This is a genomic window from Streptomyces sp. NPDC025618 (genome assembly GCF_055558795.1).
In genome coordinates, this window is record NZ_JBVHLW010000028.1 from 53,767 (window position 1) to 67,847 (window position 14,081).

At 73.8% G+C, this 14,081-nt stretch carries 12 protein-coding genes; 7 read left to right on the plus strand and 5 right to left on the minus strand.

Annotated elements, in window-relative coordinates:
- Positions 1-104 precede the first annotated feature (104 nt).
- Positions 105-1,367, minus strand: coding sequence for a glycoside hydrolase family 18 protein (locus ACZ4A5_RS22405; RefSeq protein ID WP_467586784.1), 1,263 nt, complete (start codon positions 1,365-1,367; stop codon positions 105-107).
- Between the two features lie 325 nt (positions 1,368-1,692).
- Here ACZ4A5_RS22405 and ACZ4A5_RS22410 point away from each other — a divergent pair, with 325 nt between their 5' ends.
- A complete protein-coding gene (locus ACZ4A5_RS22410; protein WP_467586787.1) occupies positions 1,693-2,865 on the plus strand; it encodes an acyl-CoA dehydrogenase family protein in 1,173 nt (390 codons plus the stop codon).
- Positions 2,866-3,030: 165 nt separating this feature from the next.
- Here the strand turns inward: ACZ4A5_RS22410 and ACZ4A5_RS22415 are convergent, their stop codons facing one another.
- Positions 3,031-3,408, minus strand: a complete 378-nt coding sequence (locus ACZ4A5_RS22415; protein ID WP_467586790.1) for a hypothetical protein — start codon at positions 3,406-3,408, stop codon at positions 3,031-3,033.
- A gap of 196 nt (positions 3,409-3,604) precedes the next feature.
- Here ACZ4A5_RS22415 and ACZ4A5_RS22420 point away from each other — a divergent pair, with 196 nt between their 5' ends.
- The 5 genes from ACZ4A5_RS22420 (at position 3,605) to fxsA (ending at position 9,311) form a co-directional block, all read left to right on the plus strand.
- The gene (locus ACZ4A5_RS22420; protein ID WP_361530562.1) at positions 3,605-4,048 is read left to right on the plus strand and encodes an Lrp/AsnC family transcriptional regulator; all 444 of its coding nucleotides are present in this window, start codon (positions 3,605-3,607) and stop codon (positions 4,046-4,048) included.
- A gap of 57 nt (positions 4,049-4,105) precedes the next feature.
- The gene (locus ACZ4A5_RS22425) at positions 4,106-5,758 is read left to right on the plus strand and encodes an amidohydrolase (protein ID WP_467586794.1); all 1,653 of its coding nucleotides are present in this window, start codon (positions 4,106-4,108) and stop codon (positions 5,756-5,758) included.
- Between the two features lie 498 nt (positions 5,759-6,256).
- Entirely contained in the window at positions 6,257-7,948 is a 1,692-nt protein-coding gene (gene lnt, locus ACZ4A5_RS22430; RefSeq protein ID WP_467586797.1) for an apolipoprotein N-acyltransferase, read from the plus strand.
- A complete protein-coding gene (locus tag ACZ4A5_RS22435) occupies positions 7,945-8,706 on the plus strand; it encodes a polyprenol monophosphomannose synthase (RefSeq protein WP_467586801.1) in 762 nt (253 codons plus the stop codon). Before lnt ends, ACZ4A5_RS22435 begins: the two co-directional genes overlap by 4 nt.
- Before the next feature lie 44 nt (positions 8,707-8,750).
- Positions 8,751-9,311, plus strand: coding sequence for an FxsA family membrane protein (gene fxsA / locus ACZ4A5_RS22440; protein ID WP_467586803.1), 561 nt, complete (start codon positions 8,751-8,753; stop codon positions 9,309-9,311).
- 147 nt (positions 9,312-9,458) lie between these two features.
- Here fxsA and ACZ4A5_RS22445 read toward each other — a convergent pair whose 3' ends face one another.
- A complete protein-coding gene (locus ACZ4A5_RS22445) occupies positions 9,459-9,833 on the minus strand; it encodes an RNA polymerase-binding protein RbpA (protein ID WP_087929069.1) in 375 nt (124 codons plus the stop codon).
- A gap of 256 nt (positions 9,834-10,089) precedes the next feature.
- Entirely contained in the window at positions 10,090-10,791 is a 702-nt protein-coding gene (yczE, locus tag ACZ4A5_RS22450; protein WP_467586806.1) for a membrane protein YczE, read from the minus strand.
- Between the two features lie 129 nt (positions 10,792-10,920).
- Between yczE and ACZ4A5_RS22455 the strand changes: the two genes are divergently transcribed.
- Positions 10,921-12,435, plus strand: a complete 1,515-nt coding sequence (locus ACZ4A5_RS22455) for an SCO1417 family PLP biosynthesis transcription factor (protein ID WP_467586809.1) — start codon at positions 10,921-10,923, stop codon at positions 12,433-12,435.
- Here ACZ4A5_RS22455 and ACZ4A5_RS22460 read toward each other — a convergent pair.
- Entirely contained in the window at positions 12,423-14,072 is a 1,650-nt protein-coding gene (locus ACZ4A5_RS22460; RefSeq protein WP_467586812.1) for a hypothetical protein, read from the minus strand. The two genes, ACZ4A5_RS22455 and ACZ4A5_RS22460, sit on opposite strands and share 13 nt — an antisense overlap.
- Positions 14,073-14,081: the final 9 nt, after the last annotated feature.

Consider the following 14,081-nt stretch of genomic DNA (forward strand, 5'->3'; position numbering starts at 1 on the left):
GCCGCCCGCCAGGGCGCGCCTGACCGCATGTGATCACTGCGTGGAGGGGCGCCCGAGGGGAAGCCGGCCGGTCCCGCGGGCGCGGGACCGGCCCTGGCGTCAGGTCAGTTGATCGCCTTGATCAGCTCTCCGTCCGCCGTGTCACCGCTCAGCTCCCAGAAGAACGTCCCGCCCAGGGCCCGCTGGTTCTTGTAGGCCATCTTCCCGGCGATCGTGGCGGGGGTGTCGTAGCTCCACCAGTCGCTGCCGCACGCGGCGTAGGCGGTCCCGGCCACGGTGCCCGTGGCCGGGCACTTGGACTTGAGGACCTTGTAGTCGTCGATGCCCTGCTCGTACGTGCCCGCGGCCGGCCCCGTCGCGCTGCCGCCCGGCGCCGCCTGCGTCACGCCCGTCCAGCCGCGGCCGTAGAAGCCGATGCCCAGCAGGAGCTTCGACGGCGGCACACCCATGGAGAGGAGCTTGCTGATCGCGGTGTCGGTGTCGAATCCGGCCTTGGGGATGGCGTTGTACGTGGTCAGCGGGGAGTGCGGGGCCGTCGGGCCCTTGGCGTCCCAGGCGCCGAAGAAGTCGTAGGTCATGGGGTTGTACCAGTCGACGTAGCGGGCCGCGCCCGCGTAGTCGGCGGCCTCCAGCTTGCCGCCCGCCGAGCCGTCCGCCGTGATCGCCGCGGTGACCAGGTTGTTGCCGCCGAACCGCGTGCGCAGCGCCGCCATCACGTCGCGGAAGGCGTCCCGGCCACTGGTGTCGCAGGTCAGGCCGCAGGCGCCCGGGTACTCCCAGTCGATGTCGATGCCGTCGAAGACATCGGCCCAGCGCGGGTCCTTGACGAGGTTGTAACAGGAGTCGGCGAACGCGGCCGGGTTCTTCGCGGCCTCGCCGAAGCCGCCCGACCAGGTCCAGCCGCCGAAGGACCAGATGACCTTGAGGTTGGGGTGGAGCTTCTTGAGCTTGCGCAGCTGGTTGAAGTTGCCGCGCAGGGCACCGTTGTCCCAGGTGTCGGCCTGGCCGTCGACGCTGCCCGCCGCATCGTAGGCACGGTCGTAGTCGGCGTAGGAGTCGCCGACCGCGCACTTGCCGCCGGTGACGTTGCCGAAGGCGTAGTTGATGTGGGTGAGTTTGGCCGCGGATCCGGAGGTCTCGATGTTCTTCACGTGGTAATTGCGGCCGTAGACGCCCCAGTCGGTGAAGTAGCCGACGACCCGGTGCCCGGCGGAGGCGTCGCCGGTGTCGGTGCCGCCGCTGTCCGCGGCGGCCGCGCCCGCCGTGCCGGTGAGCAGCGTGGACGCGAGCATCGCTCCGGCGGCGGCGAAGGCCGCGAGCAGCGTCCGGGCGCGGCGGCGGGGGGTGTTCTGGTGCGGTCCGTACATGGTTCTCCTCGGTGGGGTGGGGAGAGCTGGGGGTGACGCACACGCGTTTCGTTGCGTTGGCATGAACGCGGTGAACGGTGCGCAAACCGTAGAAGGACTAGACCAGTACGGTCAATGGTTTGGACCAATCCCGTCCTGGCACTCCCACCGGATTTGTCAACCCGTGACGTCCGGCCGCCGATCGGGCATACTCCAACCCGCCACAGCCGCAGGTCACCCGGTGCCGCGACCCGGCGGGGGACCATGGGCTGGGCACCACGGACGGCGGGAAACACACCCTTGCGCTCCCGTCGCCGCAGCGCCCGACAGGGAGGAGAGCGCCGCCATGACCGACCACGGCCCGCAGCCGGTGGAGCGTCAACTGCCCACCGAGGAGGCCCGCGACCTGATCGCGCTCGTACGTGATCTGGTGCAGCGGGAGATCGAGCCCCAGGCGGCCGAGGAGGAGGACGCCGGACGCTTCCCGCGCGAGGTCTTCCGCCTGCTCTCCACCTCCGGACTGCTCGCGCTGCCCTACGCCGAGGAGTTCGGCGGCGGCGACCAGCCGTACGAGGTCTACCTCCAGGTCCTGGAGGAACTCGCCGCCGCCCGCCTCACGGTGGGCCTCGGCGTCAGCGTGCACACCCTCGCCTGCCACGCGCTCGCCGGCTACGGCAGCAAGGAGCAGCGGGCCGAGCATTTGCCCGCGATGCTCGGCGGCGGACTGCTCGGCGCCTACTGTCTCTCCGAGCCGTCGGCGGGATCCGACGCCGCGTCACTGCGCACCCGCGCCAAGCGCGACGGCGACGCCTGGACGCTGGAGGGCACCAAGGCGTGGATCACCCACGGCGGCATCGCGGACTTCTACACCGTCCTGGCCCGCACGGGCGGTGAGGGCGCCCACGGCATCACCGCGTTCCTCGTGCCGGGGGACGCGCCCGGCCTGTCGGCGGCGGCGCCCGAGCGGAAGATGGGCATGAAGGGCTCGCCCACCGCGCAGATCCACTTCGACGGCGTACGGGTCCCCGACGCGCGGCGCATCGGCGAGGAGGGGCAGGGCTTCGCGATCGCGCTGTCCGCCCTCGACTCCGGCCGGCTCGGCATCGCGGCCTGTGCCGTCGGGATCGCCCAGGCGGCGCTGGACGAGGCGCTGTCCTTCCTCGCCGAGCGGCAGCAGTTCGGCCGCCCCCTGGTGGACTTCCAGGGCCTGCGCTTCATGCTCGCCGACATGGCCACCCAGATCGAGGCGGGCCGCGCCCTCTACCTCGCCGCGGCGCGCCTGCGCGACGCGGGCCTGCCCTTCTCCAAGCAGGCGGCCATGGCCAAGCTCTTCTGCACCGACGCCGCGATGCGCGTGACCACCGACGCCGTACAGCTCCTCGGCGGCTACGGCTACACCGCGGACTTCCCCGCGGAGCGCTACATGCGCGAGGCGAAGATGCTCCAGATCGTGGAGGGCACCAACCAGATCCAGCGGTTGGTCATCGCCCGCCACCTGGCAGGCCCCGAGTCCCGCTGAGCCACTCGGTTCACTTCCGTACGGGGAGGGGCGGGCGGCTCCCGACCCGTACGGGTGACGATGGCACGGACGGTGTACGTCCGGGATGGTGCGGCGGGACGATGGCGGTGTGAACGCGGTCGTCGCGCCGGAGCGGAGGGCGCCCGGAAGAGGCGCCCCCGGGCGTCACCGGGACCGGCGCCGCATGTCCGGGACGCGCACCGGGCGCGAGCCCGGGCCGCCGATGTGCGAGAAGGGCTGGGTGCGCCAGTCCAGGCTCTCCGGCAGCGTCAGCATCAGGGCCGCGTCGAACTCCTGGGTGCCCTGCGACTCGTCGGCGGGCGCGGCGCTCCCCACGCCGCGGCCGGAGCCCGGGCAGACCGTGAGCCCGAAGGGGTTCCACGGCGACGGGCACAGGGCGTGCTCGGGGAGCACGTCCTCGTCCGCGAGCAGGGCGATCGGGCGCGCGCAGTCCGGGCACGTCACCCGGAACATGGCGGGAATCTCATACGTCTCGTACGGGCTGCTGCCGTCACCCTCATTGAGGCGTTCCAGGCTGGGCATACTCGTTCTCCCCCTCGGCTCGGCCGGCCAGGCACCTCGGCCTCGGCCACAGCAAGCACTTCCCGCGACGCGAGTCGGGTAATCGCGGCACCCGGCAGGACACGGGCGCATAGGTGTGTTGTTCCTCACACACTCTGCGCGGGCGGACGGGCCGCCGACTGTGCCGGGTCGGCTTTCACCCAGTAGGTTGATCCGCGTGGAGGAGCTGGACAGAGAAATCGTGGAACTGCTCGTCAAGGACGGGCGGATGAGCTACACCGACCTGGGAAAGGCCACGGGCCTGTCGACCTCGGCGGTGCACCAGCGTGTGCGCCGGCTCGAACAGCGCGGTGTCATCCGCGGCTACGCGGCCGTGGTGGACCCCGAAGCCGTCGGCCTGCCGCTGACCGCGTTCATCTCGGTGAAGCCGTTCGACCCCAGCGCCCCGGACGACATCGCCGACCGGCTCGCCGAGATCCCCGAGATCGAGGCATGCCACAGCGTGGCGGGCGAGGAGAACTACATCCTCAAGGTGCGCGTGGCCACCCCGCTGGAACTGGAGCACCTGCTGGCGCGCATCCGCTCCCTGGCGGGAGTGTCCACCCGCACGACGATCGTGCTGTCGACGCCGTACGAAGCGCGGCCGCCCAGGGTGGGCTGACGCCCGCTCGCCCGGCCCGCCGGAGGCGGCGCCCCGCTGGGTGACAGACTTACCCCCATGAGCGACCGACCCGGCACGACCGGCAAGAACACCCGCACCGTGCTGCTGCGCCGCGGCACGGTGCACAGCCCCGCCGACCCCTTCGCCACCGCCATGGTCGTGGAGCGGGGGAGCGTCGCCTGGGTCGGTTCCGAAGGGGCCGCCGACTCCTTCGCCGACGGGGTGGACGAGGTCGTCGACCTCGAAGGCGCGCTGGTCACCCCGGCGTTCACCGACGCACATGTGCACACCACCTCGACCGGCCTCACGCTCACCGGCCTCGACCTCACCGGGGTCCGCACCCTGGCCGAGGCGCTGGAGAAGGTGCGCGCCCACGCGGCCGCCCGGCCCGCCGACCGGGTGCTCCTCGGCCACGGCTGGGACGCCAGCGTCTGGCCCGAGCGCCGCCCGCCGTCCCGCCGCGAGCTGGACGAGGCCACCGGCGGCCGCCCGCTCTACCTCACCCGGGTCGACGTGCACTCCGCCGTCGTCACCACGGCCCTCCTCGACCTGGTCCCCGAGCTGCGCGGACCCCAGGCGGACGCCCCGCTGACCGGCGACGCCCACCACGCCGCGCGCGCCGTCGCGCACGGCGGTGTCACCGCCGCCCAGCGCGCCGAGGCCCAGGCCGCGACCCTCGACCGCGCCGCCGCCCTCGGCATCGGCACCCTGCACGAGTGCGGCGGCCCGCTGATCTCCGGCGAGGACGACTTCACCGGCCTGCTGGCCCTCGCCGCCGAGCGCCCCGGCCCGCGCGTCGTCGGCTACTGGGCCGAGGCCCTCACCGCCGCGGGCGGAGCCGGTCGCATTCGCGAACTCGGCGCACACGGCGCGGCCGGTGACCTCTTCGTCGACGGCTCCCTCGGCTCGCACACCGCCTGCCTGCACCAGCCGTACGCCGACGGCCCGCACGCCACCCACACCGGCACCGCCCACCTCGACGCCGCCACCGTCACCGCGCATGTCATCGCCTGCACCGAGGCCGGCATCCAGGCCGGCTTCCACGCCATCGGCGACGCCGCGCTGACCACCGTCGTCGCGGGCGTGCGCGCCGCCGCCGACAAGCTCGGCCTCGCCGCCGTCCGCGCCGCCCGGCACCGCGTCGAGCACGCCGAGATGCTCACCCCCGAACACATCGCCGCCTTCGCCGAATTCGCCCTCACCGCTTCCGTGCAGCCGGCCTTCGACGCCGCCTGGGGCGGCGACGACGCGATGTACGCGCAGCGCCTGGGCGCCGAGCGGGCCCGCACCCTCAACCCGTACGCCGCCCTGCTGCGCGCCGGCGTCCCGCTCGCCCTCGGCTCCGACAGCCCGGTCACCCCGCTCGACCCCTGGGGCACCGTCCGCGCGGCCGCCTTCCACCGCACCCCCGAGCACCGGATCTCCGTCCGCGCCGCCTTCACCGCGCACACCCGCGGCGGCTGGCGGGCCGTCGGCCGCGACGACGCCGGCGTCCTGGTGCCGGGCGCGCCCGCCGACTACGCGGTGTGGCAGGCCGGGGACCTCGTCGTCCAGGTGCCGGACGAGCGGGTCGCCAGCTGGTCCACCGACCCCCGCTCCGGCACTCCCGGACTGCCCGACCTCACCCCCGGGATCCCCCTTCCCACCTGTCTGCGCACCGTCGTCGGCGGCCACACCGTGCACACGGCTCCCGGGCGTCCGAACGAGTGATGAGGGCGGCGCGGCGTACCGCCGAACGACGTGCCGTCGGCCTGTCGCCGCACATGATCACTCGCCGTACTGACCTGCTGATTTGAGACGTTCGCGCAGGTCGGAGGGGTGTTGACACGGTGCGGGCGGCGGCGGGTAGGTTCTGCGGAGTCCACCACGGACGTCCGGCCGGTGAACCTCCACACAGTCGTCGAACGCCGCTGGGCCATGGGGTGGTGTGCCGGACCGGCACACCACCACTGGCAGCCAGGTTCCAGCGCTCGGGGGCGGGGGGCGGTTCCGCCGCCCGGCAGGTGCGACCCGGGTGGGGCCCGGATGTTCAGTAGACAACGGTCTCGGCCGACCCGCAGCCAGCGGTTCCCGGGCCGGCCCGAAGGACGCCGGGCCCCCATTCGCCGCTCGCGCGCGCAGCGCGTTTTCCACAGCCCAGGATCCGGGGTGCGCCCCGCGCGGGGTACCGTCGGCACATCACCGCTCAGCTCGCAGGAAGGCGAGACCGTGCCCCCGGGTCCCGAAACCACCGCCGATGGCAAGAGCCGCGCCGCCGACCTCACCGAACCGGTGCCCGCCCCGCGGGCGGAGGCGGAATCCGCCCCCGCCGCGCCGCGCCCCGGCCGGCTCACCCGCCTGGGCCGCCTCGCCCGTCGGGAAGCGCCGCGCACCGGCCTCGCCGTGCTCGGCGGGATCGCGCTCGCGGTGGCCTTCCCGCCGTACGACCTGTGGCCGCTGTCGCTCGTGGCCGTCGCCGCGCTGGCCCTGCTCACCCGTGGCCGCACCGCCCGCCAGGGCGCCTGGACGGGCTTCGCCTTCGCCTGGCCCTTCTTCTTCGTCCTGCTGCGCTGGCTGCGGGTCGTCGGCTATGACGCGGTGGTCGGGCTCTCCTTCGTCGAGGCGCTGTTCGTCGCCGTGCTCGGTGCCTGCCTGGCGCGCGTCTCCCGGCTGCCCGCGTGGCCGCTGTGGGGGGCGTGCCTGTGGGTCGCCGAGGAGCTGGCCCGCGACCGGCTGCCGTTCGGCGGCTTCCCCTGGGGGCGCCTCGCCTTCGCCAACACCGCCTCGCCGTTCACCCCGCTCGCCGCCCTCGGCGGCGCCCCGCTGGTGACCTTCGCCGTGGCCCTCGCCGGCGGTCTTCTCGCGTACGGGGCCGTCACCGCCTGGCGGCTGCGCCACGGTGCGGTGACGGTCCGCGCGGCCCTGCCGGGTGTCGAGGCCGTCGCGCTCGCCGCGGCGATCGGCGTCTGCGGGTATGCCGTGCCGGTTCCCACGGGCGCCGCCGACACCGTGAAGGTCGCCCTGGTCCAGGGCAATGTGCAGCAGCCCGGCATCGACTTCCTCGGCCGCCCGATGGTGATCCTCGACAACCACGTCGACGCCACCCTCCAGCTGGCCCGCGACATCAAGGAGGGGCGGCGGGAGAAGCCGGATCTGGTGATCTGGCCGGAGAACTCCTCCGACCTCGACCCCTTCCAGTACCCGCAGGCGTACGACCGCATCGACGCGGCCGTCAAGGCCGTCGGCGTCCCGGTCCTCGTCGGGGCCCTGGTCGACCACCCGGGCAGCAGTGGCTATATCGACAACAAGGGCATCGTCTGGGACCCGAAGACCGGCCCCGGCGCCTCCTACGCCAAGCAGCACCCCGTGCCCTTCGGGGAGTACGTGCCGTTCCGCGCGCAGCTCAGCAAGGTCATCACCCGCCTCCAGCGCGTCCAGCGCGACTTCTACCCCGGCGACCACACCGGTGTGATGCGGATCGGCCCGGCCCGGCTCGGCGACGTGATCTGCTTCGAGGTCGCGTACGACGAGATCGTCCGCGACACGGTCAAGGCCGGTGCCCGCGCCCTCGTCGTGCAGACCAACAACGCCACCTACGGCCGCACCGGCCAGCCCGAGCAGCAACTGGCCATGTCCCGGCTGCGGGCCGTCGAGCACGGCCGCGCGGTGGTCACCGCGGCCACCAGCGGCATCAGTGCCGTGGTCGCCCCCGACGGCAAGGTGCTCCAGCGCAGCGAGGAATTCACCCGGGATGTCATCAGTGCCCGGATTCCCCTGCGGGACGGCACCACCGTCGCGGACCGCGTGGGTGCGGCGCCCGAATGGGCGCTCGCTATGGTGGGCGTTCTCTCCTGTGCGGCCGCGCTTCTGATCGGCCGTCGGGGACGTACGGACGAGCTTCGAAAGAAGGACCAGCAGTGAACGACGGTGGGCAGCGGAAGTACGGTCCGCTCGGCACGGCCTTGGTGATCATTCCGACCTACAACGAGGCGGAGAACATCAAGTCCATCGTCGGCCGGGTGCGGGCCGCGGTGCCGCAGGCGCACGTCCTCGTCGCCGACGACAACAGCCCCGACGGCACCGGCAAGCTGGCCGACGAGCTCGCGGCCGACGACGACCAGGTCAAGGTCCTGCACCGGCAGGGCAAGGAGGGCCTCGGCGCCGCCTATCTCGCGGGCTTCCGCTGGGGCCTGGACAACGGCTACGGCGTCCTGGTGGAGATGGACGCCGACGGCTCCCACCAGCCCGAGGAACTGCCCCGGCTGCTCACCGCGCTCAAGAGCTCCGACCTGGTGCTCGGCTCCCGCTGGGTGCCCGGCGGGCGGGTCGTGAACTGGCCGAAGTCCCGCGAGTTCCTCTCCCGCGGCGGCTCCACCTACTCCCGGCTGCTGCTGGACGTGCCGCTGCGCGACGTCACCGGCGGCTTCCGCGCCTTCCGCCGGGAGACCCTGGAGGGCCTGGGCATGGAGGAGGTCGCCTCGCAGGGCTACTGCTTCCAGGTCGACCTGGCCTGGCGTGCCGTCAAGGCCGGCTTCCATGTGGTGGAGGTCCCCATCACCTTCGTCGAGCGGGAGCTCGGCGACAGCAAGATGAGCCGCGACATCGTCGCGGAGGCCCTGTGGCGGGTCACCACCTGGGGCGTCGGCTCCCGGGTCGGCAAGGTCCTGGGCCGGCGCTGACCCCGGCCCGCCCCGTACGGCGGGCGCCCAGGCACACTTGAGGCATGACGTTCGGAGCACAGCAGACCCCCGAAGGCCGACCGCCGCGCAGGAGCCGCGCCCGCAAGCTCATCCCGCTGGGGGTGGCGGTGTGGGCCGTGCTGGAGATCTGGCTGCTGACCCTGGTGGCCGGGGCCGCCGGGGGTCTCGCGGTCTTCGCCCTGCTGGCCGGTGGCGTGGTCGTCGGCTCGTATGTGATCAAGCGGGCCGGGCGCCGCGCCTGGCGGCGGCTGACGGTGACCCTCCAGCCCGGGGGAGCGGTGGCGGGCCCCGCGCCCGAGAGCGAGGGCAACGGCCTCACGATGCTCGGCGGGCTGCTGATCATCCTGCCGGGGCTCCTGTCGGACGTGGCGGGGCTGCTGTGCCTCTTCCCGCCCACGCGGGCGCTCCTGCGCAAGCGCTTCGAGAAGCGGCTGGCGCGGCCGGCGGCGCCGGGGAGCTTCGGGGACGCCTTCCAGCAGGCGCGCATGCACGTGCCCGACGGCAAGGTCGTCCAGGGCGAGGTCATCCGGGAGGACGAGCCGCCGCGCGCTCCGCGCGAGGGCGGGCCGCAGCTGCCGCGCTGAGCCTTCGGGGCTCCGCACCGGCGGAGCCCCGCCTCTCACGCGCTGAGGCCGCTGAGGCCCGCTGAGACCGCTGACGCGCACAAAGGGCCCGGGCCACCGCCTGAATGCAGTGGCCCGGGCCCTTTGTGTGATGCTGCTATGCCGCCGTCAGGCGGACTTGCGGTTGTCCCGCGGGTGCACTGCGATGTTCATGGCACCGGAACGGAGAACGGCCAGCCGCTCGGCCAGCACCTCCTCCAGCTCCTCGCGGGTCCGCCGCTCCATGAGCATGTCCCAGTGCGTACGCGCGGGCTTGCCCTTCTTCTCCTCAGGACCGTCGCCGTCCACCAGGAGTGCCACGGCGCCGCACGCCTTGCACTCCCACTCCGGCGGAATCTCCGCCTCTACCGAAAACGGCATCTCAAATCGATGCCCGTTCGGGCATGCGTACTCCACCGCCTGGCGCGGGGCCAGATCGATGCCGCGGTCGGTCTCGTAGCTGGTAACCACAAGTCGCGTGCCGCGGAGAGCTCGCTCACTCATGAATCGTGCCTCCCGGGCTTGGTCGCCCACAGGACAGGTGTCGCTGTCGTCGTCATCCGGTCAACGTCCGGTCGGCGGTGAAGATTCCCGTTGAGGGACATGCGTCGCCCGTCGTGCCGCCCCTTGTTGTACCCACCAACGCCCGTTTTGTCACATCTGGCAACGGATGTCACCCTGCGTTTCCGTCGCTTTAGCGCGCAGTAACGGTCCGTCCGGTGGGTCGAAGGCGTACACTACCGGCCCGCGTCTCCCGGGCCTAAACCAGGTCCGGAACTTCGCGCGCCGCCGCCGGTCCGGCCGGTGCCGGGCCACCCGAGGCGACCCGAACGGTCCCGCCCACGGCCTCCGCCGCCGGGGCCGCCCCGGCCGGGGCGAAGAAGCGCAGGAAGAACTGCGACAGCGGTCCGATCGCCAGCGCGAAGGCCACCGTGCCCACACCCACCGACCCGCCGAGCACGAAGCCCGTCGCCAGCACGACGACCTCGATGCAGGTCCGTACGAGCCGCACCGAGCGGCCCGTGCGCCGGTGCAGACCGGTCATCAGGCCGTCGCGCGGCCCGGGTCCGAATCGCGCCGAGATGTAGAGCCCGGTCGCCGCCGAGCAGAGCACCACCGAGAAGGCCAGCAGCGGGATCCGCGCCCACAGCGACGCCGGGGTGGGGGTGAGGGTCAGCGTCGCGTCCATCGCGAGGCCGATGACCAGCACGTTCGAGACGGTGCCGAGCCCCGGCCGCTGCCGGAGCGGGATCCACAGCAGCAGCACCAGCGCGCCGATGGCGATCGAGGCGGCCCCGATCGAGGTGCCCGCGTGCCGGGCGACCCCCTGGTTCAGGACATCCCACGGCGCGAGCCCGAGCCCCGCCCGCACCTGCAGCCCCGCGCTCACGCCGTACAGCACGAGCCCGCCGTAGAGCATGAGCAGACGGCGGGCGAGCAGCAGTCCCCCTGATGCGGACACAGGATCCTCCCGAGTGAGCGAAACGAAGAATCGGCAGAGCCGGTGGTGCGAGTGGCCTGCCGCGTGACAGTCTGTGGACTGGATCGCGTGAAGATCCAGGGCCAATCCCGGAAAGGTGGACCGGTCAGGATGAGTCAGTGGACCTCTTCCGTGGGTGCGCAGAAGCTCGCGCATCTCCTCGGGTCGCAGCACGAGCGTGACGGCCAGGGCGTCGTGACGCTGATCGGCGGACGCCGCGCACCCGCCTACCGCTCCCTCGCGGACGGCATCCGGCTGCTCGTCCTGGAGGGCCGCGTCCCCGTCGCCGCCCGGCTGCCCGCCGAGCGCGAACTCGCGGCGGCGCTCTCCGTCAGCCGCACCACCGTCGCCGCCGCCTACGAGGCGCTGCGCGGCGAGGGCTTCCTGGAGTCCCGGCGCGGCGCCGGGAGCTGGACCTCCGTGCCCGCCGGGAACCCGCTGCCCACCCGCGGCCTCGACCCGCTGCCGCCGGAGGCCGCGGGCTCCGTGATCGACCTCGGCTGCGCCGCCCTGCCCGCCCCCGAGCCCTGGCTGACCCGCGCCTTCCAGGGCGCGCTGGAGGAGCTGCCGCCCTACGCGCACACCCACGGTGACTACCCCGCGGGCCTGCCCGCGCTGCGGCAGTCCATCGCCGACCGCTACACCGCGCGCGGCATCCCCACCATGCCCGAGCAGATCATGGTCACCACCGGTGCCATGGGCGCCGTCGCCGCGATCTGCCGGCTCATGGCCGGGCGCGGCGAGCGCGTCGCCGTCGAATCGCCCTCCTACGCCAACGTCCTCCAGCTGATGCGCGAGGCCGGGGCCCGGCTGGTGCCCGTGGCCATGGCCGACGGGCTCGCCGGCTGGGACCTGCCGGCCTGGCGGCAGGTGCTGCGCGACGCCGCGCCCCGGATGGCGTACGTCATCGCCGATTTCCACAACCCCACCGGCGCCCTGGCCTCCGAGGAGCAGCGCCGGGAGCTCGTCGAGGCGGCCCGCTCCGCGGGCACCGTGCTCGTCGCGGACGAGACCATGTCGGACCTCGCCCTGGAGCCGGGCCTCGAACTTCCCCGGCCCGTCTGCGCCTTCGACCCCGCGGGCAACGCGGTGATCACCGTCGGTTCGGCGAGCAAGTCGTTCTGGGCGGGCATGCGGATCGGCTGGGTCCGGGCCGCCCCGGACGTCATCCGCAGCCTCGTCGCCGCCCGCGCCTACGCCGACCTCGGCACGCCCGTGGTGGAACAGCTCGCCGTCACCTGGCTGTTGAACACCGAGGGCTGGGACGCCGCCGTCGCCATACGGCGTTCCACCACGCGCGAGAACCGCGACGCCGTCGTCGACTCGCTGCGGCGCCACCTGCCCGACTGGGAGTTCACCGTCCCGCGCGGCGGGCTCACGCTGTGGGTGCGCACCGGCGGACTGTCCGGCTCGCGGATCGCGGAGGCGGGGGAGCGGCTGGGCGTACGGGTGCCGTCGGGGCCGCGGTTCGGCGTCGACGGGGCCTTCGAGGGGTTCGTACGGGTGCCGTTCACGGTCACCGGCGCGGTCGCCGAGGAGGCCGCGAGCCGGCTGGCCGAGGCCGCCCGCCTCGTGGCGAGCGGCGCGACGGCGGCCGTCGAGGCCCCGCGGACCTACGTGGCCTGAACCGGCAGCGGCTCCCCGCCGCCGAACTGCTGCCCGAAGCCGCCCACGGCCTCCTCGGGGGCGGGGGCCGCGCTGCCGTACGGCGCGCCCGCGTCGCAGGGCTCCGGCGCCGCCTCCACGCCCGCGCCGTACAGCGGGCCGTCCGGGCGGGGCAGCAGCTCCAGGACCGCCTGCCGTTCGGTCTCGGCGGCCTCCTCGTCGAGCGGGTCCGGGGTGGCAGGCACCTGCACGCGGTACACGGGCCCCGAGCCCAGTCGCGCGTAGCCGCGGCCGGGCGGCACGTCCGGGGTGGGGGTGGTGTGCGGCGGGGCGCCGAGCGCGGTCCGCACCTGCTCGGGGGAGGCGGGGCCGAGGATCACCCGGGCGCGGGTGTGGGCGAGCACCGCAGCGCCGAGCAGCCCCGCGTTCTCCAGGTGGTCGGCCACGGCGACCGTGACGTTGGCCGCCCGGCCGTGCCGCAGCGGCACCTCCAGCAGCTCCTGCGGATCGGGGCGCCCCTCGGTCGCGGCGAGGTGGCTCAGCGCCGTGGGCCGGTCGATCACGATCCACAGCGGGCGGCGGACGTCCTCCGGCGTGGGACGGCCCTGCTGCCGGGCCTGATTGCCCGTCACCAGCCGCCGCTCGGTCTCGTGCGAGGCCCACTCCAGGGTGGCGAGCGCGCCCGCGGGGGAGCACTCCAGGGCCAGCACCCCCTCGCGGCCGGGGAAGCAGGTGTAGCCGCCGGTGCCGCCGCCGTCGATCAGCAGGACGTCGCCGTGGTGGAGCGCCTGGAGCACGATCGAGCGCAGCAGGGTGGTGGTGCCGGAGGAGGGTCTGCCGAGGGCCAGCAGGTGCGGCTCGGTGGAGCGGCGGCCGGTGCGCCAGACGACGGGCGGCGCGTCCCGGATCCCCTCGCTGTCGACCACCGGCAGGGTCCGTTGCACGGAGTCGGCGTCGGTGAAGCCGAGCACGGTCTCCCCGGGCGTGGTCACGAACCGCTGGGCGAGGATGTCGGTCGGCAGGGCGGGCAGCACGGTCAGGGTGAGGCGGTTGGCCTCCTCGTCCCAGTCGAAGCGGTACTCGCGGCCGCGGCCGGCCTTGACCCGCAGCAGCTGCTCGACCTTGGCCCTCGCCTCGGCCTCGCCGTCGGTGAAGTAGGCGGGGTAGCGCAGCTGGAGGGAGACCAGCCGCCCGTCCTCGAAGGCGTGGGACAGGAACGCCTCGTGCGGGTCGCCCCCGCGGGCGTAGAGCGGATCGGGGTCCTCGGGCAGGGAGAAGTACGGGATCAGGGACTCGTACAGCAGCTGGAGCCGCTCGTTCTCCTCGTCCTCGCCGTGCGTCTCCCCGGCCGCCCGCTCGCGCCCCGCCCAGCCCGCCGCCAGCATCAGGGCGATCGCGGCGCACGCCGGGCCGTACGGCACGAGCGCCACGATGACCATCGAGGAGACCACCAGCAGCAGCCCGGGGGCGCGCTGTTCCCTGGGGGTGCGCGCGCAGCGGCGCAGCCCGCCGTGGGCCAGCACGCGCAGGCCCCGGGCGACGGTGATCAGCGGGTGGAGGACGTCGGCGGCGGTGTAGGCGGCCGACCGCGCGAACTCCCGCCCGCGGGCGAGCGTGGCGCCGCCGGTCAGGCCGCCGGGGAGCGGTCGCCGGGCCATGGGCGTCCT